The organism is Enterobacter cloacae complex sp. P27C (genome assembly GCF_014895705.1).
Classification (GTDB): Bacteria; Pseudomonadota; Gammaproteobacteria; order Enterobacterales; family Enterobacteriaceae; genus Enterobacter; species Enterobacter bugandensis.
In genome coordinates this window covers 481483-505857 of record NZ_JADBQB010000004.1, presented here as the reverse complement: position 1 = coordinate 505857, position 24375 = coordinate 481483, and the positions used below count along the sequence as shown (strand labels likewise).

Annotated in this window: 20 protein-coding genes; 8 read left to right on the top strand and 12 right to left on the bottom strand. The window is 56.1% G+C overall.

Annotated elements, in window-relative coordinates:
* Positions 1-31 precede the first annotated feature (31 nt).
* On the top strand, positions 32-856 hold the full coding sequence (dapD, locus tag IM291_RS11025) for a 2,3,4,5-tetrahydropyridine-2,6-dicarboxylate N-succinyltransferase (protein WP_008501915.1): 825 nt from the start codon (positions 32-34) through the stop codon (positions 854-856).
* Here the strand turns inward: dapD and IM291_RS11020 are convergent.
* Entirely contained in the window at positions 853-1485 is a 633-nt protein-coding gene (locus tag IM291_RS11020) for a DNA-binding protein (RefSeq protein WP_041911197.1), read from the bottom strand. The two genes, dapD and IM291_RS11020, sit on opposite strands and share 4 nt — an antisense overlap.
* Before the next feature lie 251 nt (positions 1486-1736).
* Between IM291_RS11020 and IM291_RS11015 the strand changes: the two genes are divergently transcribed.
* From IM291_RS11015 to IM291_RS11005, 3 genes are all read left to right on the top strand, one after another.
* A complete protein-coding gene (locus IM291_RS11015) occupies positions 1737-2273 on the top strand; it encodes a hypothetical protein (protein ID WP_192971625.1) in 537 nt (178 codons plus the stop codon).
* A 9-nt stretch (positions 2274-2282) separates the two neighbouring features.
* Positions 2283-3965: a hypothetical protein gene (locus IM291_RS11010; protein WP_192971624.1), complete on the top strand. Its 1683-nt coding sequence runs from the start codon at positions 2283-2285 to the stop codon at positions 3963-3965.
* A gap of 213 nt (positions 3966-4178) precedes the next feature.
* Positions 4179-4565 (top strand): DUF3461 family protein, encoded by a 387-nt coding sequence (locus IM291_RS11005; protein WP_014168696.1) that lies wholly within the window; start codon positions 4179-4181, stop codon positions 4563-4565.
* A gap of 92 nt (positions 4566-4657) precedes the next feature.
* Here the strand turns inward: IM291_RS11005 and cdaR are convergent, their stop codons facing one another.
* From cdaR to dgt, 3 genes are all read right to left on the bottom strand, one after another.
* On the bottom strand, positions 4658-5815 hold the full coding sequence (gene cdaR, locus IM291_RS11000; protein ID WP_032644978.1) for a DNA-binding transcriptional regulator CdaR: 1158 nt from the start codon (positions 5813-5815) through the stop codon (positions 4658-4660).
* A gap of 146 nt (positions 5816-5961) precedes the next feature.
* Entirely contained in the window at positions 5962-7398 is a 1437-nt protein-coding gene (degP, locus tag IM291_RS10995; protein ID WP_028015572.1) for a serine endoprotease DegP, read from the bottom strand.
* 131 nt (positions 7399-7529) lie between these two features.
* The gene (gene dgt, locus IM291_RS10990) at positions 7530-9044 is read right to left on the bottom strand and encodes a dGTPase (protein WP_028015571.1); all 1515 of its coding nucleotides are present in this window, start codon (positions 9042-9044) and stop codon (positions 7530-7532) included.
* Between the two features lie 82 nt (positions 9045-9126).
* Between dgt and mtnN the strand changes: the two genes are divergently transcribed.
* From mtnN to IM291_RS10975, 3 genes are read left to right on the top strand one after another with little or no spacing between them, the layout of a single operon-like run.
* On the top strand, positions 9127-9825 hold the full coding sequence (gene mtnN / locus IM291_RS10985; protein ID WP_028015570.1) for a 5'-methylthioadenosine/S-adenosylhomocysteine nucleosidase: 699 nt from the start codon (positions 9127-9129) through the stop codon (positions 9823-9825).
* Positions 9818-10618 (top strand): vitamin B12 ABC transporter substrate-binding protein BtuF, encoded by an 801-nt coding sequence (gene btuF / locus IM291_RS10980; RefSeq protein WP_192986853.1) that lies wholly within the window; start codon positions 9818-9820, stop codon positions 10616-10618. The genes mtnN and btuF overlap by 8 nt, the downstream gene beginning before the upstream one ends.
* A gap of 21 nt (positions 10619-10639) precedes the next feature.
* Positions 10640-11263 (top strand): TRIC cation channel family protein, encoded by a 624-nt coding sequence (locus IM291_RS10975; RefSeq protein ID WP_023616579.1) that lies wholly within the window; start codon positions 10640-10642, stop codon positions 11261-11263.
* Between the two features lie 58 nt (positions 11264-11321).
* On the opposite strand, the gene erpA is transcribed toward IM291_RS10975, so the two are convergent.
* Positions 11322-11666, bottom strand: coding sequence for an iron-sulfur cluster insertion protein ErpA (erpA, locus tag IM291_RS10970; RefSeq protein ID WP_008501923.1), 345 nt, complete (start codon positions 11664-11666; stop codon positions 11322-11324).
* 79 nt (positions 11667-11745) lie between these two features.
* Positions 11746-13146: a H(+)/Cl(-) exchange transporter ClcA gene (clcA, locus tag IM291_RS10965; protein WP_192986851.1), complete on the bottom strand. Its 1401-nt coding sequence runs from the start codon at positions 13144-13146 to the stop codon at positions 11746-11748.
* A 177-nt stretch (positions 13147-13323) separates the two neighbouring features.
* Between clcA and hemL the strand changes: the two genes are divergently transcribed.
* Complete coding sequence (hemL, locus tag IM291_RS10960; protein WP_192986849.1) at positions 13324-14604, top strand: glutamate-1-semialdehyde 2,1-aminomutase; 1281 nt, start codon at positions 13324-13326, stop codon at positions 14602-14604.
* Between the two features lie 84 nt (positions 14605-14688).
* On the opposite strand, the gene fhuB is transcribed toward hemL, so the two are convergent.
* The 6 genes from fhuB to IM291_RS10930 all read right to left on the bottom strand — a co-directional run bounded on the left by fhuB (position 14689) and on the right by IM291_RS10930 (position 24356).
* Complete coding sequence (gene fhuB / locus IM291_RS10955; RefSeq protein WP_192986847.1) at positions 14689-16671, bottom strand: Fe(3+)-hydroxamate ABC transporter permease FhuB; 1983 nt, start codon at positions 16669-16671, stop codon at positions 14689-14691.
* Positions 16668-17558 carry a Fe(3+)-hydroxamate ABC transporter substrate-binding protein FhuD gene (fhuD, locus tag IM291_RS10950; protein ID WP_192986845.1) on the bottom strand — a complete coding sequence of 297 codons (891 nt, stop codon included), beginning with the start codon at positions 17556-17558 and terminating at the stop codon, positions 16668-16670. Before fhuD ends, fhuB begins: the two co-directional genes overlap by 4 nt.
* Complete coding sequence (gene fhuC / locus IM291_RS10945) at positions 17558-18355, bottom strand: Fe3+-hydroxamate ABC transporter ATP-binding protein FhuC (RefSeq protein ID WP_048961424.1); 798 nt, start codon at positions 18353-18355, stop codon at positions 17558-17560. Before fhuC ends, fhuD begins: the two co-directional genes overlap by 1 nt.
* A gap of 50 nt (positions 18356-18405) precedes the next feature.
* Positions 18406-20661 carry a ferrichrome porin FhuA gene (gene fhuA, locus IM291_RS10940; RefSeq protein WP_192986843.1) on the bottom strand — a complete coding sequence of 752 codons (2256 nt, stop codon included), beginning with the start codon at positions 20659-20661 and terminating at the stop codon, positions 18406-18408.
* A 201-nt stretch (positions 20662-20862) separates the two neighbouring features.
* The gene (locus IM291_RS10935; protein WP_192986842.1) at positions 20863-21867 is read right to left on the bottom strand and encodes a fimbrial protein; all 1005 of its coding nucleotides are present in this window, start codon (positions 21865-21867) and stop codon (positions 20863-20865) included.
* A gap of 8 nt (positions 21868-21875) precedes the next feature.
* On the bottom strand, positions 21876-24356 hold the full coding sequence (locus tag IM291_RS10930) for a fimbria/pilus outer membrane usher protein (RefSeq protein ID WP_192986840.1): 2481 nt from the start codon (positions 24354-24356) through the stop codon (positions 21876-21878).
* Between the last annotated feature and the right edge of the window lie 19 nt (positions 24357-24375).

The following is a 24375-nucleotide window of genomic DNA, read 5'->3' as shown; positions in this document are numbered from 1 at the left end:
GTGTTTTTTAGTAAAATGGAAAGAGTAAACAATGCAGCAGTTACAGAACGTTATTGAGTCCGCTTTTGAGCGTCGCGCCGAGATCACTCCGGCAAATGTGGATACCGTGACCCGTGAAGCGGTAAACCAGGTTATTTCCCTGCTGGATTCCGGCGCCCTGCGCGTGGCAGAAAAAATCGACGGTCAGTGGGTCACTCATCAATGGCTGAAGAAGGCCGTGCTGCTCTCTTTCCGCATCAACGATAACCAGGTTATCGACGGAGCAGAAAGCCGCTACTTCGATAAAGTGCCAATGAAATTCGCGGATTACGACGAAGCGCGTTTCCAGAAAGAAGGCTTCCGCGTAGTCCCACCAGCGGCAGTTCGTCAGGGCGCATTCATCGCACGTAACACCGTGCTGATGCCATCCTATGTGAACATCGGTGCGTACGTTGACGAAGGCACCATGGTCGATACCTGGGCAACCGTCGGTTCCTGCGCGCAGATCGGTAAAAACGTTCACCTGTCCGGCGGCGTCGGCATCGGTGGCGTTCTGGAGCCACTGCAGGCTAACCCGACCATCATCGAAGACAACTGCTTCATCGGCGCGCGTTCAGAAGTGGTTGAAGGCGTGATCGTGGAAGAAGGCTCCGTGATCTCCATGGGCGTTTACATCGGCCAGAGCACCCGCATTTACGATCGCGAAACCGGCGAAGTGCACTACGGTCGCGTTCCGGCGGGCTCCGTGGTCGTTTCCGGTAACCTACCGTCAAAAGACGGTAAATACAGCCTGTACTGTGCCGTTATCGTGAAGAAAGTGGATGCGAAAACCCGCGGTAAAGTGGGCATCAACGAACTGCTGCGCACCATCGACTAATCCCCGACGCGTTGATAAACCGGGACGCGCCTGTGCGTCCCGGTATAATCATCAAAAACGTCCGTTTCCGCAGTGGCGATTGCCATTCCCTTTTTTCTCAACCCTGCGATATCCGCCGCCATACGCTGGCTCCCCAGCCAGAAAAGCCCGTCGAGAGCCGTCACGGCCAGACCCGACTCCAGCGCCAGCTTCAGTCGCTCACGCGGCGCTTTTACCTCTTTGGCGATCTGCCGGAAGGGCTCTGCAGTAAGCCCGGTGGGATCGATCCGCCGAATGCGGGTGCTCATGCGGTACTGAAAAGCCTCAGGAATCGCATTGAGATCGGCTTTCAGGCTGTAGACGCAGCCAAAGCGCTTGCCGTTAAAGATGACGTTCTTCTGGCTTAGCTGAAACTCATCGCGCAGCCCGGCGATAAGCTGAGGGGCGCGGGTCAGCACCAGTCGGAACGGCAGTTCGAAGCTGGTGACATAATCCACGTTCAGTAAGGCAATACGTAAACGCTCTTCCGCACCCGCCTTTAGCTGGCGGCACTCTGCGGCAACTTCTGCCCACTGGTGCGTGAGCCTTGGGCTCTCATCTGCGGCGCCAAAGCTGTATTTTTCGATCTGATAATCAATGCGTCCTGACATGTCATTATCCCCGCGGGCTACGCTTTCGTGCGATAACTTTGCCTCATTTCCCCGCTTTTGAATACCCGTCTCGCTCGCCTTTTCTCAGCTGAAGTAACAATGATGAATCTCTTTACAAGCAAGTTTGCCTCGTTACTTAATGCAAATTTTTTCTTTTAAAACATAGGTTTGTTGAAAAACAGGATTAACGATATTATTCGTGAACAGCAAATAATAATCTGGCCTTGCGGGCGATAAACGGGAATCGTGCAATGAGTAGTTACGGCAAAATAATTGGTGCGGGGATCGCAGGTCTGGTCACTCTGGCCGGGACGTATTTATTGGGAAAAAATAACGGCAAAGACGAAGGGATTGCTGAAGGGCAGCAGATCGCAAAAGCTGAATACGCCGAAAAGATCAAAAAACTCCAGACTGAACTGGCGGACATGACGCGCGATATCAGTAAGCGGGATGACTTTATCCTCGCGGCGTATGCGCTGGGGACATGCTGCATCAAGGCTAATGGCAAGCCCCCGGCGGAAAATATCGCCCTGCTGGATGATGCAGTGTCTGGTCTTGTTCCGCGTGAAAAGTTACCTCAAGCCGTTCAGCAGAAGATCGTCGAGATGGTCGAAACACCGCCCAATCTACCAACGGTTTGGTCACTTATAAATGAATATCAGCTTAACGATGCGAAAAGTCTGGAGAGGTTTAGCCTCATTGTTGGCATGATGGCAAGTCAGGATGAGCTAAGAACACAAAGCGAAAGTGATTTTATGGCCTCCTGGAACTTACTGGTTGCGGCCTGAGGACGACGGATGACAAATCTTAATGCACATCTCGCCAGAATGAAAAAGCTGCAACAGGTGCGGAATGCCCCTGCGCTAAAATCCGTGGCGACGGCGTCCGCCATCGAAGCTCATCTGACCGGAGAAGTCGATGCTGCATTTATAAAGGGGTGCGATACCGGCAGCATTTACCGCGAAGCGATCATGGGGGCCAACCTGACGGTCAGCAACGACGACGTTATGGCCCGCCTGGAGGTAATCTCAACGGGCAGCGCCATCGACAATATCCTCGAACCCGTGTTTCTCAGCCTGCTCGACGGCACAATGCGCGCCTGCAATATCGGCACCCGACAAGGTGTTACCCCGTCCCGCCTGTACCAGGAGTGCCGGGCGTTCAGTTACGAAGCGCCCGAAAGAAATGCCTTTATGCTGGATAGCTACAGCGAGCACTTGAACGAGCGTCAAAACATTGACCGTTTTTCTGAACAATCGTCGTTTAACGGCGGCGAAATGGCGCGCAACAACGACTCTCTGAACATGCGCGATGGTGCAAAAATGAAGGCCCGTAAAGAGAACCATTTCTCCGGTAATCTGCGCGCTGAGGATGAATATGGTAACGGCACGATCTACCAGTACAAAAAACATGCGAAAAGCGAGGGAGAGCAGAAGCAGGCTGCCGAAGTCGATCATGTCGTCTCGTGCGCCGAAGTATGCAACAACCTCAAAAGCAACAAGGCTCTGAAGCTTGATGACATCAAAAATATTCTCAATATTGACGAAAATTATGCTGTTACCAGCATGCAAAACAACCGTGGCGAGAAAACCGGTAAGTTCGCTAAAACCCGCGAAGAAATCCAGCAGGAGATCGATCAGGGCTTTGTAGTTGTCAAAAAAGGGAAAAAAGATGTCGCGCATCCGCTGACAGAAGAGGAAATCAAAACGCGGCAGGTGATGGTCGAGAAAATGGACATCGCGCAGCAAACGATGGATACCAAAACCAATGAAACCGTATTTGATAATATCCGCAAGGATCGCGACGTCCAAAAAGTTCTGGCGAAAGATGCGGCCCAGGCATCAGGTCATCAGTCGCTGGGCGATCTCATTCTCTTCATTATCAAGCCTCTTTACTATGAGCTGCGCAGCTGTTTAACGCACGGTATTGAAGCTGGCGTAGGTGCGAGCGATTTTTCGCAGGCTCTGTCGATTCGTCTTGGTCGCATGAAAGATTACATTCTCAAAAACGCTGTCGTTTTATTAAAAGATGTTGCCGTCGGTTTTATTAAAAATTTCGTGTCGATGCTGCTGGAAGGGATGGTTAACTGCTTCGTTGGCGTGTTCAAAAACATCATGCGGATGGTAAAAGAAGGCTTTAAGGTCCTGATGCAGACGGTACCGATCCTCAGGGATAAACACAGCAGTATGGCCCAAAAAGGCGATGCCATTCTTAAGCTTGTAGCAGGTTCTCTTTCCGTCTTTGCGGCTATTGGCCTTGAGTCATGGCTCAGCGGCCTTGGTCTACCAGGACCGCTTCCCATTTTACTCTCATCGGTCCTGACCGCCGTGATTACGGCGCTGGTGATGTTCCTGCTGGATAAGCTCGATCTGTTCGGCGTCAATCAGGCAATCAAAAAACAGCGGATCGACGAACTGTTGGAACAGGAAATTACCACCACGGAAAGCGAAATGCTGGCCTCCATCGCCTTACTGCGCTAGCGCTCAGATCGTCAGGTTTTGGTATTAAAATGATTTCCACTTGACGTAGTCGTTAAAAACAACAATAAACGAGTGGGGGCAATGCACCTTCCCTGCCCGGTAATTTCAGTGAAATGTAATCAGGATCGACCCCGCTTTTTTTATATATGAGGGTGGCAAAAAGGAATTTTTTCATTAATTATTCAAAGGTTATGTTGAGATAAGGGTACCGCTATGTACGATAATCTGAAAAGTCTGGGCATTACCAATCCTGATGAAATCGATCGTTACAGCCTTCGCCAGGAAGCCAACAACGACATTTTAAAAATCTATTTTCACAAGGATAAAGGAGAGTTTTTCGCCAAGAGCGTGAAGTTTAAATATCCACGCCAGCGTAAGACCGTCGTCGCTGACGGCGTAGGACAAGGGTACAAAGAGGTGCAGGAAATCAGCCCTAACCTGCGCTATGTGATCGATGAACTCGATCAGATTTGCCAGCGCGATCGCACCGAAGTCGATCTCAAGCGTAAGATCCTCGACGATCTGCGTCACCTTGAAAGCGTTGTCACCAACAAGATCAGCGAGATTGAAGCAGATCTTGAGAAATTAACGCGGAAATAAAAGCAAAACGGCAATCCCTGATTGCCGTTTTTAGTGTTTGCGCCCTCTCCCCGTGGGAGAGGGATGGGGTGAGGGCACCAGACCGCACTCAGTCATCTCTGTTCGTCCAGCTGCAACGCGACATAGAGCAGCAGCCTGTCGTCAAAGTTTCCCAAATCCAGCCCCGTCAGCTCCGAGATCCGGTTTAGCCGATACTCAAGCGTATTGCGGTGAATAAACAGCGCTTTTGAGGTCGCCAGCGGTTGCACGTTATGGCGAAACCACGCCTGCAGCGTCCGGCGCAGCAACCCATTGTTGTCCATCGCCTTCAGGCGCGCTAATGGCCGGGCCAGCTCATTGGCCTGCCAGCCGCCGCGCAGGCTGTCGAGCAGCACCGGCAGCATCAGATCCTGATAGAAATAACTGCGGCTCTCCGGCATCCGCTGCTTGCCCACCATCATGGTGGTGCGCGCGGTACGCCAGGACCGGGCGATGCTGCCCGGCCCGGTAAAGTAATTGCCCAGGGCAACGCGAAAACGCAACTGGCCGTTCTCCTGCATACGGGAAATCAGCAGTTCCACGCGACGACGATGATCTTCCGCATCCCAGCGGCCGAACGCATTGAGCGCGGGTTTGAGTACCACCATTTCCGTCAGCGAGACGATCGCCACCAGGTTGTCGCGCTCCGGCGTCGCCAGCGCATTTTGCAGCTGCTGCAGCTCGGCCATCGCGCTGTCTACGCCAAGCTGTCCGCTATCGACCTCAATCACCGCCACCACGCGCGGCTGGTTCAGATCGATCCCCAGACGCTGCGCCCATTCGCTGAGTGCAGGCGTATGTTCTTCCGCCTGAATCAGGTTCATCACCAGCTCTTCACGTAAACGACTGTCCTGGGCAAGCAGATGCATCAGGCGCGACTGCTCCAGCATCATTTCCGCCGTCATACAGACCAGCTCGCCGTATTTACGCAGGGATTCCGGTTCGCCCGTCAGGCCGATGACGCCAACAATTTCCCCTTCCAGACGCAGCGGCAAGTTGATCCCCTGACGCACGCCGTGCAGATGTTTCGCTACCGCATCATCGATATCAACCACGCGACCCTGAGAGAGCACCAGCAGGGCTCCTTCGTGCAATTCCCCAATACGCTCGCGATCGCCGCTGCCAATAATGCGCCCGCGGGCATCCATTACGTTGATATTGGTATCAATGATGCGCATGGTGCGCGCCACGATATCCTGCGCCATTTTGGTATCAAGATGCCAGCCAGCCATGTAACCCTCCTGTGAGCAGAGCTCAAGCATAGGGAAGTTCAGCAGCGACTGCATTGTGCGAATGCACAAAGTGAGAGGGGGAAGTATGGAGTTGCGGTAGGCGTCACAGAAACAAGAAAGCCCCTGCGTACAGGGGCTTAAGAGAATTACTGCATCAGCAGGTAAATTGAGGTGTCACCGCGCTGGATATTCAGCGCCAGCACGGACGGTTTGCTGTCGAGAATTTTGCGCAGTTCAGCGATGTTTTTCACCGGTTGCTGGTTAGCCCCCATGATCACATCGCCTTTTTTCAGGCCGATACGGGCAGCAGGTGAATTTGCTTTCACGTTGTTCACCACCACGCCTTTGTCCTGGCCCTTGTTACTCATCTCTGCGCCTTCAATTCCGCTGAAGATGGTGCTGGAGTCCACCTGATTCTGGCTGCTCTGCTGCAGTTCCAGGCTTACGTTAACCGGTTTGCCGTCACGCAGCAGGCCAAGGGTCACTTTGCTGCCAATTGGCATCGAGCCCACTTCCGCACGCAGGGCGGCAAAGCTGCTGATCGGTTTACCGTTCAGAGAGGTGATCACATCACCCGCTTTAATGCCCGCCTTCGCTGCAGAGGAGTTCGGCATAACCTGGCTGACGAACGCACCGCGCTGCGCATCCACCTTCATCGCTTTCGCCAGCTCGGAGTTCAGCTCGGTACCCATAATACCCAGCTCACCGCGTTTCACCTGGCCGTACTGCACCATCTGAGCAGTCAGGTTTTTCACCATGTTGCTCGGGATAGCAAAGCCGATACCGATGTTACCGCCGTCCGGTGCCAGAATAGCGGTGTTGATACCGATCAGCTCGCCGTTCAGGTTCACCAGCGCACCGCCGGAGTTACCACGGTTAATGGCCGCATCCGTCTGGATGAAGTTTTCATAGTTTTCCGCATTCAGGCCGCTACGGCCCAACGCAGAGACGATACCCGAGGTCACGGTTTCACCCAGACCGAACGGGTTACCGATAGCGACGGTGTAATCGCCCACGCGCAGCGCATCGGAGTCGGCAATTTTAATCGCCGTCAGGTTCTTCGGATCCTGAATCTGGATCAGCGCGATGTCGGAGCGCGGATCTTTACCCACCACTTTAGCATCGAATTTACGACCATCGCTCAGCTGAACTTTAATGGTGCTGGCGTTATCCACAACGTGGTTGTTGGTGACCACGTAGCCTTTTGCGGCATCAATAATCACACCGGAACCAAGCGCCATGAATTTCTGTTGCTGGCCGCCGCCCTGGCCGTCATCCCCTGCGCCACCGCCCTGACAGAACGGAGAACTCTGGAATGGCGAACCGTCCTGGCAGAACGGTGAATTGTCACCGAAGAACTGCTGGAAGTTACGCGGCATGCGCGGCGTATTGACGGTCGTGCTGCCCTCAACGTTAATACTCACCACCGATGGCATCACTTTTTCGAGCATCGGTGCCAGGCTTGGCATCTGCTGCGCGGTTGCTGCCGACGACGCGGTCTCGGCTGCAGTAGCAGTCAGAGGAGACAGCGCTAAACCTAAACTCAGAGCCAGTGCACTCATTGCTAATGTGGTTTTTTTCATGTTTCTCAATCTCGATTTACAGGTAACGCAAAATTGCTGTGTAACTCAGATTCATTTTATACCGCTTAGTTCCGGCCATAAGTTTATGGAAAAGGTAAAAATTTATTGGCCTTCTTTACAAAACTCCGGAATTATTCCACGGCCATGAGCTTGCGGTATTCATCCCAGGCATACAAATCGGTCATGCCGCTGATATAGTCCTGGATTAGACGGCAGCGATAATAATATTCCATCACCGGCCATTCCAGAGCGTGGCGATCCAGCTTACCCATCGCTTCGACATACGCCAGCCGATGGCGGGTAGAAAGTTTCTGATAAAGCCGGGATTCGATAGGAATTCGCCGCACGCGTTCTTTTTCCACCAGCTCGCTAAACTCCTCGACGGAGAGCTGAAGCAACGGTGAATAAATTTCCAGTAATCCACTGATTACACGGTATCCCTGCAGTTCCAGTTGCTCGACATCAGGATGGCTGAACACATGCCGCATCGCCACATGTTTATAAAGCTCAAGGAGTTGGCTGAAACTGCTGTCATCTTCCAGCAGCGCATGATTGAATTCCCCGCTAAAGATTTGCGGCAAATTATCAATAAAGCGCGAGGCGGCATACGGCACCAGTTTATTTAATGTATTGACCCGCAAATACATAAAGAACTGATCTTCCGTACTGCGGCTCAACGTATTTGAGCGCGATTTTTCCCAGGCATTTTCGACAACCTGCGCAAACAGCGATCCTTTTTCATGGGTTCCCCATGCCGCATAAAGATGCTGATAAAGCTCCTCGACGCTGAATATTCTTTTCTCAACGGCATCTTCCAGGTCAGCCACGCAATAGGAAATATCGTCGGCGGCTTCCATAATCCACGTCAATGGGAATCGGCCGTTTGGCGTCAGGGAAAGTTCTTTACGCAGCCGTTCTATATAGGCCTCTTCGGAAAGGTAATAGCCCGGTTTTTTCATTAAATAGCTGTGGGATGCGGGCGTCTCCCCCATCCACCACGCGGGACGCGTATATTTCAAAATGCAGCCAACCTGCGCCCAGGTCAGGTTCATGCGCATCAGGGAGTGCACCAGCCGGATCCCCTGCGCGTTGCCCTCAAAGTGACAGAGATCCTGGCGCACTTTGCGGCGCAGATCGTTCAGCCCTTCTTCGCCTTCACGCAGGCGTAAATCGCGCACGATGCAGCGGTCATCGCTGAGTGGCTGGCTTGCCGCATCCGACGGATAAAGCCGTTGTTTAAACCAGTCATTAATAGCCGCCTCGCCAAAATGGCCAAAAGGCGGGTTGCCGATGTCATGCATCAGGCAGGCCATCTCAACGATGCTCTCGAAGGGCCCCGTCAACTCATCCAGGCCATAGGTTTCCAGTAAACGCTGCTCTTTGAGGCGGCTTAAAATCTCTTTGGCAATATAACGCCCGACTTGCTGCACTTCCATGGAGTGGGTTAAGCGCGTGCGCACCGCCGCGTTACGCTCCAGCGGGAATACCTGGGTCTTTTGCTGCAGACGCCGGATGGCGGGCGAGTTAATAATCCTGCCGCGATCGCTTTCGAAGATACGCAGGATCTCATGTTCGCTCTTTTCGCCCTGCGGCGAACGGAAACGTCGGTGCCAGTTAATTTTGGTACGAAAATCGATTGGTGACATGTGCTCCCCCGCGTGAGAATGCGTTTCCCCTTAACCGCATGATAGACTATGCCTCTTAACAAGGCACATCGCGAGTAAATCTATGAAAATCGGCATTATTGGTGCAATGGAAGAAGAAGTTACGCTCCTGCGTGACAAAATTGAGAACCGTCAGACCCTCTCTCTCGGGGGTTGTGAGATCTACACCGGACAGCTGAACGGTGTTGAGGTGGCTCTGCTGAAATCAGGCATCGGTAAAGTGGCTGCTGCGCTGGGTGCGACCCTGCTGCTTGAGCGCTGCAAGCCGGACGTCATCATTAACACGGGCTCAGCAGGCGGTCTGGCACCGACGCTGAAAGTGGGCGATATCGTTGTCTCCGACGAAGCGCGTTACCACGATGCTGACGTCACCGCGTTCGGCTACGAGTATGGCCAGCTTCCGGGCTGCCCGGCAGGGTTTAAAGCTGACGATAAACTGATTGCGGCGGCTGAAGCCTGCATTGCTGAGCTCAATCTCAACGCGGTACGCGGCCTGATTGTCAGCGGTGATGCGTTCATCAATGGCTCCGTCGGTCTGGCGAAAATCCGTCATAACTTCCCGCAGGCGGTTGCCGTAGAGATGGAAGCGACCGCGATTGCGCACGTTTGCCATAATTTCAGCGTACCGTTCGTGGTGGTTCGCGCCATCTCTGACGTGGCAGACCAGCAGTCTCACATCAGCTTCGACGAGTTCCTGGCCGTTGCGGCAAAACAGTCCACCGTGATGGTGGAACGCCTGGTACAGAACCTGGCGCGTGGCTAAACGGTCTATCAGGGCGCTGGCCGCCCTGCTGCTGCTTACACCGGCGTGGCTGTTCGCCGCGCCGCGTGTGATTACCCTCTCTCCCGCTAATACCGAACTGGCGTTTGCCGCCGGGATCACCCCCGTTGGCGTCAGCAGCTTTTCAGATTACCCCCCACAGGCGGCCGGCATTGAGCAAGTGGCAACCTGGCAAGGGATGAACCTTGAGCGCATTGTAGCGCTTAAGCCGGATCTCGTGCTGGCCTGGCGCGGCGGTAACGCCGAGCGGCAGGTTAACCAGCTCACCTCGCTTGGCATCAAGGTCATGTGGGTTGACGCGGTAAGTATTGAGCAGGTCGCTCAGGCTCTGCGCGCCCTGGCCCCTTATAGCCCTGCGCCTCAAAAAGCCGTGAGTGCGGCGAACCAGATGCTCAGCGACTATGCCGCGCTGAAAGCCCAATACGATACGCCTGTTAAAAAGCGCATCTTCCTGCAGTTCGGCAGCCAGCCGCTGTTTACCACCGGAAAAGGCTCGATTCAGAACCAGGTGCTGGAAGTGTGCGGCGGTGAAAATATCTTTGCTGCCAGCCGGGTACCGTGGCCTCAGGTGAGCCGTGAGCAGGTTCTGGCGCGCCAGCCGCAGGCTATCGTCGTGGTCGGAAATGCGGGCGAGATTCCTAAAATTAAACAATTCTGGCAGAGCCAGCTAAAAATTCCGGTGATCCCACTCAACGGTGACTGGTTTGAACGCGCCAGCCCGCGTATTATCCTCGCCGCAAAACAGCTCTGTGCCGCCCTGGCAGAGGGTCATTAACATACGTTCGAGGATTTAACGATGCTCGTTTATTGGCTGGATATTCTTGGTACAGCCGTTTTTGCTATCTCCGGCGTCCTGCTCGCCGGAAAACTACGCATGGATCCGTTTGGCGTGCTGGTGCTTGGCGTGGTGACCGCCGTTGGCGGCGGGACAATCCGCGATATGGCGCTGGCAAATGGCCCGGTGTTTTGGGTGAAAGATCCTACCGATCTTGTGGTCGCGATGGTCACCTGTCTGTTAACCATTGTGCTGGTTCGCCAGCCCCGCCGATTACCCAAATGGATATTGCCGGTGCTGGATGCCGTGGGTCTGGCCGTGTTTGTCGGTATTGGCGTCAATAAGGCGTTTAATGCGGGTACCGGCCCGATGGTGGCGATCTGCATGGGCGTGTTAACCGGCGTGGGCGGCGGCATCATTCGCGACATTCTGGCGCGTGAGGTGCCGATGATCCTGCGTACTGAAATTTACGCAACGGCCTGTATTGCGGGCGGCATTGTCCACGCGACCGCGTACTACACGTTTGCAATTCCGCTGGAAAACGCCGCGATGCTGGGGATGGTCGTGACGCTGGTGATACGTTTAGCGGCGATACGCTGGCACCTGAAGCTGCCGACGTTTGCGCTGGATGAAACTTCAAGATAGGCGTCGTTTATAAGCCCGGTGGCGCTTCGCTTACCGGGCCTACAATCCGCATTCAGGCTTAAATGCTGAACGAAGAACCACACCCGCAGGTGCTTGTTGCGTTCGGGTTGGTCACCACAAAACGCGAACCTTCCAGACCTTCGGTGTAATCCACCGAACCGCCCACCAGATACTGCAGGCTCATCGGGTCAACTACCAGCGCGACGCCTTGCTTCTCGATGGTCATATCGCCGTCGTTCACCTGATCGTCAAAGGTAAAACCGTACTGGAAGCCGCTGCAGCCGCCACCGGTAATATAGACACGCAGTTTCAGATCCGGATTGTCTTCGTCGGCAATCAGGGTTTTCACTTTATTGGCTGCTGCTTCGGTAAACTCCAGCGGCACAGCTACGTCATCACTCATCTTATGCTCCCATGAATACTGCTATTGGGTAAAATTCACCCAATTCTTTTCGTCATTATCTAATACCCTGGTAATTCATTCAAGTATTCTGCGTGGCGGCCCGCTCCGCCTCTTGTTTTGCCAGGGTACGCGCGAGGATGGTGGAGTATAGCGGTTTTCCACCCAGGAATTGGGCTAATAGTGTCGCGCCGAGACAGGTAATGATCATTGGCAAAATGAGCTGGTAATTATCCGTCATCTCCAGCACCAGCACGATGCCGGTTAACGGCGCGCGCAGGGAGGCGGCCAGCAGCGCCCCCATCCCGGCTACCGCAAAGGTCCCTGCATCAAGGTGATAGGCGGGAAAGCCCGCTTCAGCCGCCATACCAAATGCGGTGCCCAACAAGGTTCCCAGCGCCAGCATCGGGGCAAAAATTCCGCCGGGCGCGCCGGAGGAGAAGCACAGTACCGTCGTAATGACCCTGGAGAAAAACATAAACAGCAGCAAACCCACGCTGAAATTCCCGGCTGCGGCAATGGGAATCAGCCCGAAACCGCCGCCCGCGGCATTCGGTTCGATAAAGCCGAGCACGCCACAAATGCCGCCCAGCAGGCCGCCCATCAGCACCCATTTCGTGGTATTGCCGCCGTGAACGCGCTGGAACATATCCTGAGCGCGTAAGATAAAGGTGTTAAACAGCGGGCCCACCACACCAAAAATCATGCCGAGGATCAGGTACAGCCACAGGGTGTTAACCGGTGCGTTGGTCAGTTTACCGACTTCAATCACCGCCCCTTCGCCATTAAAGATGCGAAAGACGATGCTCGACATAATGACGCCGGTAAACACCGCTTTAATGGAGATCAGGTTGTAGCGGAACTGCGCGCGCATCTCTTCGATGATGAACAAAATACCGGCCAGCGGCGCGTTAAACGCCGCAGAAAGCCCCGCCGCTGCACCGGTGGCCAGCAGCGTATGGCGCGCCTCGGCGCTGCGCATGCGGAACAGATCGCTCACCATGCGGCCGACGTTCCCCCCCAGCTGCACCGTTGGCCCTTCCCGGCCGAGCACCATCCCTGCGCCCAACGTCCCCATGCCGCCAATAAACTTAACCGGGATCACCCGCCACCAGCGCACCGGGCGCAGCTCCTCCAGCGCGCCTTCAATTTCCGGGATGCCAGACCCGCCCGCCTCCGGGGCGAATTTACGCACCAGAAAATACCCCACCATGGCAAACAGCGCAGACAGGCCGAATGCCGCTACCCAGACCAGCCATTCGCGATCGGCAAAACCGGCTACGGTACCCACTCGCCAGTTGAGTACGGCGTTAACCGCTTTTTCAAACGCCACGCCAACCAGCCCTGCAAGGGTACCCACCACGGCAGCGGCCAGCAGGATCGCCAGCGGCGTTTTATCGCGATTGAGCAGCCGCCGAATGCTGATTCGGTGCTGGGCGCGCGTAAACTGTTGTTCTTCAAAAGACGGGGAATCTGATTTCATGTCCTGTTCTTATTCGTCATACAAAAAGCCGCGAAGATTTTACCAGAGACCTTCCCTGCGACGCCTGAAAAATACTTAACAAATCTTAAAGCATTAACAGGCTAAAAATTTCATAACCTTCTGTGGATCACTTAGAATAGTGTGCTTAATCATTTTATACGAACCAGGAACGACGCCATGAGCAAGTCTGAAAACCTCTACAGTGCAGCCCGCGAGCTAATCCCCGGTGGCGTGAACTCGCCAGTACGCGCCTTTACCGGCGTGGGCGGCACGCCGCTGTTTATTGAACGTGCTAACGGCGCGTATCTGTATGATGTCGATGGCAAAGCCTATATCGATTACGTCGGTTCCTGGGGGCCGATGGTTCTCGGACATAACCATCCTGCCATTCGTAACGCGGTCATCGAAGCCGCGCAGCGCGGCCTGAGCTTCGGTGCGCCGACCGAGATGGAAGTGAAAATGGCGGAGCTGGTTACCGAACTGGTGCCGACCATGGACATGGTGCGTATGGTGAACTCCGGTACCGAAGCCACCATGAGTGCCATCCGTCTGGCGCGCGGCTTTACCGGTCGCGACAAAATCATCAAATTCGAAGGCTGCTACCACGGCCATGCGGACTGCCTGCTGGTGAAAGCGGGCTCCGGCGCGCTGACCCTCGGCCAGCCAAACTCGCCTGGCGTACCTGCTGATTTTGCGAAGCACACCCTGACCTGCACCTACAACGATCTGAACACCGTTCGCGCGGCGTTCGAGCAGTATCCGCAGGAGATCGCCTGCATTATCGTTGAACCGGTTGCGGGCAATATGAACTGCATCCCACCGCAGCCTGACTTCCTGCCGGGCCTGCGCGCGCTGTGCGATGAGTTCGGCGCGCTGCTGATCATCGATGAAGTGATGACCGGCTTCCGCGTGGCACTGGCGGGCGCCCAGTCTTATTATGAGGTTGAGCCGGACCTGACCTGCCTCGGCAAAATCATCGGCGGCGGCATGCCGGTCGGTGCTTTCGGCGGTCGTAAGGACGTGATGGAAGCCCTGGCACCAACCGGCCCGGTTTACCAGGCGGGCACGCTCTCCGGTAACCCAATTGCCATGGCTGCGGGCTTCGCCTGTCTGAACGAAGTGGCGCAGCCGGGTATTCATGAAACCCTGACGGACCGCACCACGCAGCTGGCAAACGGTCTGCTGGAAGCCGCAGAAGAAGCGGGAATTCCGCTGGTTGTTAACCACGTGGGCGGCATGTTCGGGATTTTCTTCACCGATGCGAAAACCGTGACCCGCTATCAGGACGTGGTGAAGTGCGACGTTGAACGCTTCAAGCGCTTCTTCCACCTGATGCTGGAAGAAGGCGTGTACCTGGCACCGTCCGCGTTCGAAGCGGGCTTTATGTCCGTGGCGCACAGCGAAGAAGATATCAATAACACCATCGACGCGGCGCGTAAGGTGTTTGCGAAGCTTTAAGGGCATTGCCGGGTGGCGCTAACGCTTACCCGGCCAACGATGTTCTCCCTCTCCCCGTGGGAGAGGGTATCAGGCCGCACCTGACTACCGACTCTGCTTTCTCAACAGATAGATAAAGTAAGGCGCTCCGATAAAGGTCGACAACAGGCCCGCCGGGATCTGATACGGGAACAGCACCATCCTTCCACACCAGTCGGCAAACACCAGAATGACCCCGCCCGTCAGGGCCGACATCACAATATGTGGCATCGTCCGTCGGAAACCCATCATTCTGGCGATATGCGGCGCCATCAACCCTACAAAGCTTAGTGGACCGATGGTCATGGTGGCGGTTGCCGTCAGACACGCCGCCAGCAGAAGAAGCGCGACGCGCGTTGGCGTCAGCGCTAAGCCAACCGCACGCGCGGTTTCGCCCCCCAGCGGCAGAATGGTCATCCAGCGACGGCACAGCGGTACTATCGCCAGCAGCACGATCATAACGCTTCCTGACCAGGCAACCTGGCTGGAGGTGGCGTTGTACGTTGAGCCGGAAATCCAGGTCAGGATCTTCGCCATGCGCGGATCGCCGCTCGCCTGCAGCATCATCAGTAGCATAGTAAAGGCGGTGCTGAGCGCCATACCAGCCAACAGCATGCGGTGCGGAGAAAATCCGCCGCGGCCAGAGGCAACCAGAATAATCATCAGCGTGGCCGCCGCACCGATACTCCCGGCAGGCATCAGCCAGCCAAACGCATTGCCCGGCACCAGGAAGAGCATCAGCACCACGCCAAAGGCCGCGCCGGAGCTGATCCCCAGCACTTCAGGGCTTGCCATCGGGTTACCGGTCAGACGCTGAATAATACAGCCCGCCACCGCCAGCATCACCCCGGCAATCAGCGCGGAGAGAATACGCGGCCAGCGCCACTGCAGCAGTTCGTTGAGTAAGTCTCCCGTTGCCCAGTGCCAGCCTGCGGCATCGCGCCCAAACGCGAGGGCGGCAAACGAGGCGATAAGCAACACCGCCAGACCGGCAAGGCTGAACCACAGCACCGACTGACGTTCAGCGTAGACCTTATCGCCCGCGTCCATCGCTGGGGCGCTGATGCTGCGCAGACGCGGGAGCAGCCACAGCAGCAGCGGCGCACCGATAAGCGCCGTTGCCGACCCGGTAGACACTTCCATCCAGACGCGCGCCAGCCAGAGAATGATCTGATCGGAAAGCCAGAGGAGCAGCGCCCCGATCAGCGGCGCCAGCAGCAGACGTGCCAGAAGGCGACGCGCCCCGAGCATTTTCGCCAGCAGCGGCGCAAAGAGGCCGATAAACCCGATGATGCCAACCGCGTTAACCAGCAGAGCGCTTAACACAATCGCCAGCGTGAGCGCCGCCAGACGAGCCAGCGACAGCGCCAGCCCCAGGTTGCGCGCCACGCCATCATCCAGCCCCATCAGAGTGAGCGGGCGCAGCAGCAACAGCGTGAGCACCACGCCGCCAAACAATTGTGGCCACAGGCGCTGGACGATACTCCAGTCGGTCTGGGTGAGCGTGCCGGTGCTCCACATAAACATGCTTTGCAGCTGGTCGTGGTGAAACAGCACCAGCAGCTGGTTGATCGCACCGCAGTAGAGGCTGACGACCAGCCCGGCGAGGATCAGCGTGACCGGCGAGAGACGTTTTCCCCAGGCCACGCCAAAGACCAGCGCGCCCACGACGCAGGCGCCTGCCAGCGCGGCAAACTGAGAGGTTAATGCCCCCGGCAGCGTCCAGAGGGTGGTGATGGTGATCCCCAGCTGTGCCCCCGTCGCCACGCCCAGCGTGGTTGGCTCCGCCAGCGGGTTACGTAGCACCTGCTGGAACAACACGCCCACCAGTCCCAGCCCCGCCCCGACCAGCAGGGAGATACTAAGACGCGGCAGCAGGCTGTAGTGGAACAACATCTGCTGAATATTGTCGATATCCGGAGCGGCAAACGCGGCCGCCCACTGCTCGCGCGGCAGTGCCGTGGAGAGGTTGAACCCGGTTAGCGCCAGCGCCGCCAGAAAAATCAGCCCCAGCAGCAGCGCCGGGAAACGGGCAATACGCGTACTCATGCTTTGCCCCCCATCACGTTGTCCAGCACGCGGGCAAAGTGCATTGCCGACAGCGTCGCGCCGTAAAACCATACCGCTGGGGCGCGCAGGAAGCGCTGCTCGCGCACGAACGGCATCGCCTGCCAGAGCGGGGTCGCCATCAGGGTTTGCATTTCACGCTCGTTGCCGTGGTCAAAGCACAGCACGTCGACGTCGCGAAACGCCGCCAGGCGGTCGATGCCCACGGCGGTGCTTCCCCAGAACGTCATCTCGCCTTCCCAGGCGTTGCGAATGCCGAAGTTGTCGAGCACTTCCTGGAACAGGCAGTTCTTTCCAAAGACCAGCATATGGCGGGCATCCAGCAGCGTCACCATCAGCAAAGGCCGATCGCCACGGTGCGCAAAGCGCGGCTTAAGAGACTCAATCAGCGCATCAAACTCATCGAGATGCTGTTTTGCTTCCGCTTCCCGGTTGAGGAACTGGGCCATCTCGTGGATGGAATTTTTTGCCATGGTCAGCGGCTTTTTACCGTCGCTAAAGGAAAAGCCTCGTCCCGGCGCAATCTTCGCCATGATCTCTTCCGACGGGCCATACCCCGCAGACCAGAATAAATAAGACGGTTTCATCTGCGTGAGAAGCTCAAGGTTTGGCTCCGTGCGCAGACCGATGTCGATGACCGAGTCCGGCAGTTTTGGCTCATTCACCCACAGGGTGTAGTTGGGAATGTCGGCCACACCGTAGGGCGTGATACCCAGGGCCATCATCAGCTCGACGGGTAACCACTCCAGCGCCACGATGCGGTGCGGGTCGATAGCGGCGGCGCGGGCCGGGGCCATCTTCAACAGCAGCGGCGAGAGCGCCATGGCCGTCAGCAGGCGACGGCGGCTAATGTATGTTGAATCCAGCATCAGTAGACAAAGCTCACGGGAGCTGCCCCGGCAGGGTGAGGCAAAATACCCATCGGAATACCGTAAATATGTTCCAGCGTTTCGCTGCGCATCAGCTCAGACGGCGTGCCCTGAGCGATCATTTCACCGCCGCGCAGCGCCACCAGATAGTCGCAATAGCGCGCCGCCATATTGATGTCATGCAGAACGGCAATCACCGTCAGGCCGCGCTGCTGGCTTAAGCGATGCACCAGCGCCAGCACGTCGACCTGATGGGCGATATCCAGCGCAGAGGTCGGTTCATCCAGCAGCAGGCAGCGGCTGTCCTGCGCCACCAGCATCGCAATCCACGCCCGCTGACGTTCACCGCCGGACAGACTATCCACCAGGCGATGCGCCAGCGGTTTTAGCCCTACCAGCGCAATCGCCTCCTCTACTTTCTCCCGGTCGGCGACGCCGAAGCGGCCAAGCGCCCCGTGCCACGGATAGCGGCCAATCGCTACCAGTTCACGCACCGTCATCCCTTCCGCCTGCGGCAGCTGCTGCGGCAAGTAGGCCACCTTGCGGGCAAAGGCTTTACTGCTCCAGCCCTCCAGCGGCCGATCGTCCAGCAGAATATCCCCTTCAGAAGGTGGCTGGTGGCGTCCCAGCATCTTGAGCAGCGTGGATTTACCGGAACCGTTGTGGCCAATCAGGCCCGTCACTTTACCGGCAGGGAACGACAGAGAGAGCGGATGCAGCAGGGTGCGCCCGGGTACGCGAAAGGAGAGATTATTGAGCGTAAAGGTGGTGTCGGATTGCGTTTTATTATCCTGCATGTCAGCCAACTTAAATAAAAAGGGCACGGCGAACCGTGCCCATAAAGAGGTTAGAAGCGGAAGGTCGCGGTGGCGACAACCTGGCGTTCAGCACCCCAGAAGCAACCGTAGGTGTTGAAGCAGCTGGCAACGTACTCACGATCGAACAGGTTGTTCACGTGAAGCGCGACGTTTGATCCGGCCATGCCTACACGCGCCAGATCGTATCTGACCAGTGCATCAACCAGTGTATAGCTTCCAACAGTGAAGCTATTCGCCGGGTCACCTTTGCTGGAGCCGGTATAACGCACGCCGGTACCCAGCGTCAGGCCAGACAGTGGGCCGTCAAACATCGTGTAATCACCCCACAGGGATGCCATATGTTTTGGCACCTGCGCCGGCGTGTTGCCTTTGTAGTTGGTGTCGGTGGTGTATTCCGCATCGGTATAGGTATAAGAACCGACAACGTTCACGCTGGCAGATAACGCCGCTTTGGCTTCCAGCTCTACGCCACGGGCGCGGATCTCGCCGCCTTCAACGGAGAAGGGTGAGCCAGTTGGGTCAGCCATCAGGTTGTTGGTTTTGGTCAGCTGATACACTGCACCGGTGATCACGATCGGACGATCGTTAGGCACGTATTTCACGCCCGCTTCGTACTGTTTGCCTTTAGACGGTGAGAATGGTTTACCTTGAGCGTCGGTCAGGGAAGCCGGTTCAAAGGATTCGCTGTAGCTGAAATAAGGAGTTACCCCGTTGTCGAACAGGTAGTTAACGCCGCCACGCCAGGTGAACTGAGTATCATCACGCTTGGCGGTGGTATTTAATACGCGGTTGTAGGACTCCTGATCGGCCCAATCGTAACGGCCGCCCAGTGTCACCAGCACTTTATCCCATTCGATCTGATCCTGAGCGTAAACGCCGGTCTGCTTCTGCTTGTTCAGCACCTGGTAAGCACCAGATGGTCCAGGGTGTGAACCGAAATCGAAATCGCCACGATCGAGATCGTAAATATCGGATGGCGCAACGGAGCCGGCGTAGCCGAACCAGGAGTTAATGTCATTACGCATGCGCATGAAATCAACGCCTGTCAACAGAGTATGGTCGAGAGCCCCCGTCGCGAACTTGCTCTGAAGCTGCGTATCAACGGTGAAGTTTTGCAGCTTCTCGTCATCGATCACATACTGGCGAGTCAGCGTATGCCCCCATTGTGACTGAGGAATGCTCGCGCAAGGGCTGGATGCCGGATTACTCGAATAGAGCGGATCGGAACACATGCCGTAGCCGTAAACGCTGTTTTGCGAGGTTTTGTTCTCGGCAAAGCGCAGATTCTGACGCACGGTGAAAGTATCGTTGAATTCGTGGTCGAAGCTGTATCCCACCATTTTCTGGTTACGGGAATAGGTGTTGTTCTTCGCGCCTTCATTGAAGTTAGTCGGCAGACGATCGCCGTTTGGCAGCGGGTCAACCGTCCCCTCTTTTGGCAGCCAGCCGTAGTAGCCCGTTTCAGGCTCGTTCTGGAAGTAGGAGAGGAACGTGAAGGTGGTTTTATCATCCGGACGCCAGGAGAAGGATGGCGCGATGGCATAACGCTGCTCGCCCTTATCTTCCTGCTGCGAATTGTTCGAGCGCGCAACGCCCGTCAGGCGGTATGAATAGACACCCTCATCGTCGATCGCATCGCTGAAGTCAAAGCCTGTCTGGAACAGGCTGTCGGTACCCACTTTAAACTGGATCTCTTTCAGCGGCTCGGTTGTTGGGCGCTTACTTACCATGTTCAGCAGGCCGCCCGGGCTGCTTTTACCGTACAGAACGGAAACCGGACCGCGCATGATTTCGGCGCGCTCCAGCATGTACGGGTCTATCACCGCGTCGTTATAGAAGTTGCCCTGCATCTTCATGCCGTCGAGGTAGTTGTTCTGGCTCTGGCCATCGGCCGCGAAACCGCGAATAACCAGATAATCATAGGTGTTGGACGCACCACGCGTGCCCACCGCAACGCCCGGCGTGTAGCTCAGGGCTTCTTTAACCGAACGCGGCTGGTGCAGCGCCATCTCTTCGGCCGTCACCACAGAAATAGACTGTGGAACCTTTTGAATTGGGGTGTCTGTTTTGGTACCGGTCGCAGATTGGCGGGCGGCGATAGTCGCAGCTGGTCCCCAGGCACTTTCCTGTGCAGCAGGTGCAGCGGTAACGGTAATAGTATCTTCTTTTTTCGGGGTTTCGGCAGCGTGAGCAAATGCAGACATGCCGGCAACCGCTGTGGCTACGACAACCGCGACTTTACGCAGCGACGTGTTAATTGGCTGAGCAGTATTGGAAAGCGCCATGTTTATCTCTGATGGAAAAGTGAATGATAACGTAAACGAGAATTATTATTATGACCGCAGAATAATATGCGAAACGCTGGATGCATAGCAAGCAGTAAGCGGCCCTACAAGATTTAAGGGTTTAAGAATTAACCAGATGAAAAGAGAGGGTTAACGAAGTTAGTGAAATGATCCTTAGCCCGCCAGAGCGGGCAGGATGAATCAACGGTAAAAGAGCTCGAACGTCGCGACAGAATCGACTTTGCCGGCTTTTATCTCCCCCGTCCTGACGTAGCGAGCCTTGAGTGGGATCTCGACAGGAACGTTGTCCTGCGCGCCAGTTATCGCCGTATAGTTCCGATCGAACTGCAGCACCGTATCATTCTGGTCAAGGATCTGAATGCCGACGCCTTCAGCGGCGGAATCTCCGGAGGCGATCCCCAAAATATTGCCTTTCGTGACGCCCGTTGAGCCCGCGCTGGTAAACTGATAATCCACCTTTGTGCCTGCCGCGCAGTCGGTGATCTCAATCTTAAAGCTGTCGTCCGTGAGGATGTCAGAATATTGGCCGCTAAAGTCCTGGGTATTGACCGTTTTCAGCGGCACATAGATGTTGCGATCGACCAGGTTACAGGTATTTGTGGTGATGCGAATAGTGGTGGGAGAGAAGCGCATTTCACCGATCGGCGCGTTGCCCAGGATATCCATTGAGGTTAACCGTGAGGTATCAAGATCGCCCTCCTGGATAGCGCCCGTGACGACCAGCTGGGCAGCGGCGCGAAATACAGATGTACTTTGCGAATAACCGTGGATCGATCCCAGAAATTGCATGGGCCGGACTAAATCCTGTTCAGTGTAACCGGGAAGCCGTTCGGTCGACGACGCCGCGCGGATGCCAATACCAGGCACGTTGGTCTGATAAACCCCGCTCATCACACCTTCGCGCGCATCCGCATCCGCGAGGTACAAATACCCGCGTCGAATTTGCGCGTCACCGCTACAATCCACCGTTACCGCTTTACTCTCGACGCTGGCGTCATAAAGCACGGTGCCGACGGGCGTGTCGGGGGCGACAATAATGACCGGAGGAAGCTGGAACGTCACCACGGCATCCGCGTCAGCGCTGCCGTTGAAGGTACAATCTGCCCTGGCTGAATGGCAAAATGCCCCCGCCAGCACAAGCAGTACCGGTGGCAGAAAAGAGTTAACGATACGTCGTAGGTTCATGAGATACCTCAGTTAAGGCAGTTGACCGTGGCTTTCACGATCCCTGCCGCGCTGTGCGAGGGAAGATCCAGCGTCCCGTGACACTGCCGATCGCGCTCTTCTCCCCACTGCACGCTAAACGTTGTTTTGCCGGACAGCCCGGTCAGGTAAACCTCCCCATCATCGCCCACGATGGCCGTGGTGTTGTCCAGCGCCACCAGGGCACCAAACGGCACGGGCTTACCCGCGTAGAGCAAGGTCACCAGCGCGCGTCGTCCCACGCGCGCGTCGAACGTGGCCGGCACTGCCGCCCCTTTCGTCGGCACGAGATCCAGCGTTGCCGCGTCGATATCAATATCTTCCCGATCCTGCGTATTCACGGTGATGATGTTGTGCCGGTAGGCCGTCAGAGAAGGAACAATCGCGTTACCAAAACGGTCCGTCGCGATACCGCGCCCGTTTTGCACTTTGACGTTATCACCATCTTTAATGTGCACAATGGCGAAGGCGTCGCGTACGGGTTGCCCCAGCGTTACGCCATGCTCGTGAGCAACGATTGACCCCTGAGCGCTGTAGTTCCACTGCCGATTGTTACCACCGTAGCTGTACCCCATCCCTACCTCACCGGAAGCCCCGCGATAACGCCCGGACAGGCTGCCGCCGTAGCCCGTATCCTGGTTGGCATAGGTCTGCTGGAGGTTGTAGCTCAGCTTATTGTCCTCCAGCGCGGTACCGCCAAGCCCAACCTGATGCGAGACAAATCCGCCACTGGAGGTATTGGCACTGTAGGTTGCCCAGGAATTCGGCAGCCACTTTGATAACGGAATGTTGACCGTCAACGCCATTTGCCGGTCGGTATCGGCATCTGGCGTGCGGGTCAGGTTGTAACTTATCGACCAGGTGATGTCGCGCCAGCTGGAGCTGAACCCCGCGCTGACGCTACGCTCATGGCCGTCCATATCCCAGTAGTCCTGCTGATAGCCGTTGAGATAGGCCGAGCCCCAGTCAGAAACCCGCTGGGAAAGGTTGAGCTGCATGCGGCTACGGCGGTTATTAGTTCTGCGGTAGGTATAAATGCCGTCATCGATTTCGCTGTCACGCTGATCGATAGCTTCCTGAAAGGTATAGAACCCCGATGTGGAGTAGCGATAGCTGGCAAGCGTGATGGTGGTATCCGTATCGGGAATATCTTTTGAATACTGCGCCCGCCAGGATAAACCGCTGGCATCGTCACGCCCGTCATCAAACGCGGTACGCGCGGCCGTGAGGTCGACAGAGGCGGAGCCGAAATGCCCCAGATCGGCACCGAGCCCCAGCAGCAGCGCGTGATACAGTGATGAACCCAGCGCGCCGGTATACGCCGTGACGCCGTAAGGCAGACCATAGATGGCCGTGCCTTGCGCAAAGGTGGGTTCGTCTTCACCTTCATTACCGCGATAGCGCCCTGCGGCCAGCGAATACTTAAAGCCGCCTTCCCGCTGTAACACCGGCACCGACGCGCTGGCCTGGATGAAGCTATGCTCGCTGCCGTCCGCCTCTTCGACGGTCACTTCCAGATCGGCTCCGGATGTTACCTGGCTTAAATCGCGGATCTCAAACGGCCCCGGCGAGACGTTTGTCTGATAGATGGTGTAGCCGTTTTGCTTGATAGTGACTTTCGCATCGCTATTGGCAATACCGCGCACGACGGGCGCAAAGCCCTGCTGACTAACAGGCAGCATAGAAGTATCCGTTTCCAGCTTCACGCCGGTCATCTGGACGCTGTCAAAAAGTTCACCATTGGTATATGTCTGACCAATCTCAAGCTGGCTTTTCAGCGTTTTGATGTCGCGTTGTAACGTGCTGGCAATGCCCTCCCAGCCAGAAGCGTCGCTCCAGGTGCTGTTATTCCGCAGCCGCCACGCCCCAAGGTTAATCCCCGACTCCAGGCCAAGCCAGGTCGAAGAGGTTTTGCCCGAACTGTAGTGCTGCTGAGAACCGCTGAGTTGATAGCTTGTCCAGGCGGCAGGCGCGCCGTCATCCCAGAATTTTGGATGTATCGCGCCAGCGGCAGCATGGTCGCGATACGCCTGCGGGATGACCAGCTTCAGGGTCTGGTCATCCTGATTGTATTCGTAACGGGCATTTTCAATGAAATGGGAGATATCGCGGACATAAGCGCCGTCATCCAGATCTTTTAAGTCCGGGATCGTGTCGACTTTCACGCCGTAATCGCGCAGATCCGCTTTCGTCAGCTCCGGCAGCAGGCGCTGTTTATCGTCAGACAGCACGAAAGCGATGGGACGTTTATCCACAACGTCCCGATCCCACATAACAGTCGTAAGGTAGCTTCCGGCAAGTAGCCCGTTATCGTTAATGAAGTTTTTTAATGTAGAGGTATTTTCGAGGGGCGTATCCAGCTCAAGGATCCGCAGGTTAAATTCGTCATCAGCACTTGCAGGCTGGATCGCGGCGAGCAGCGTCAGCGCGATCCCGTACAGTACCTGTTTGTGAAGCAGAGATGACGACATAAAATACCAACATGATGAT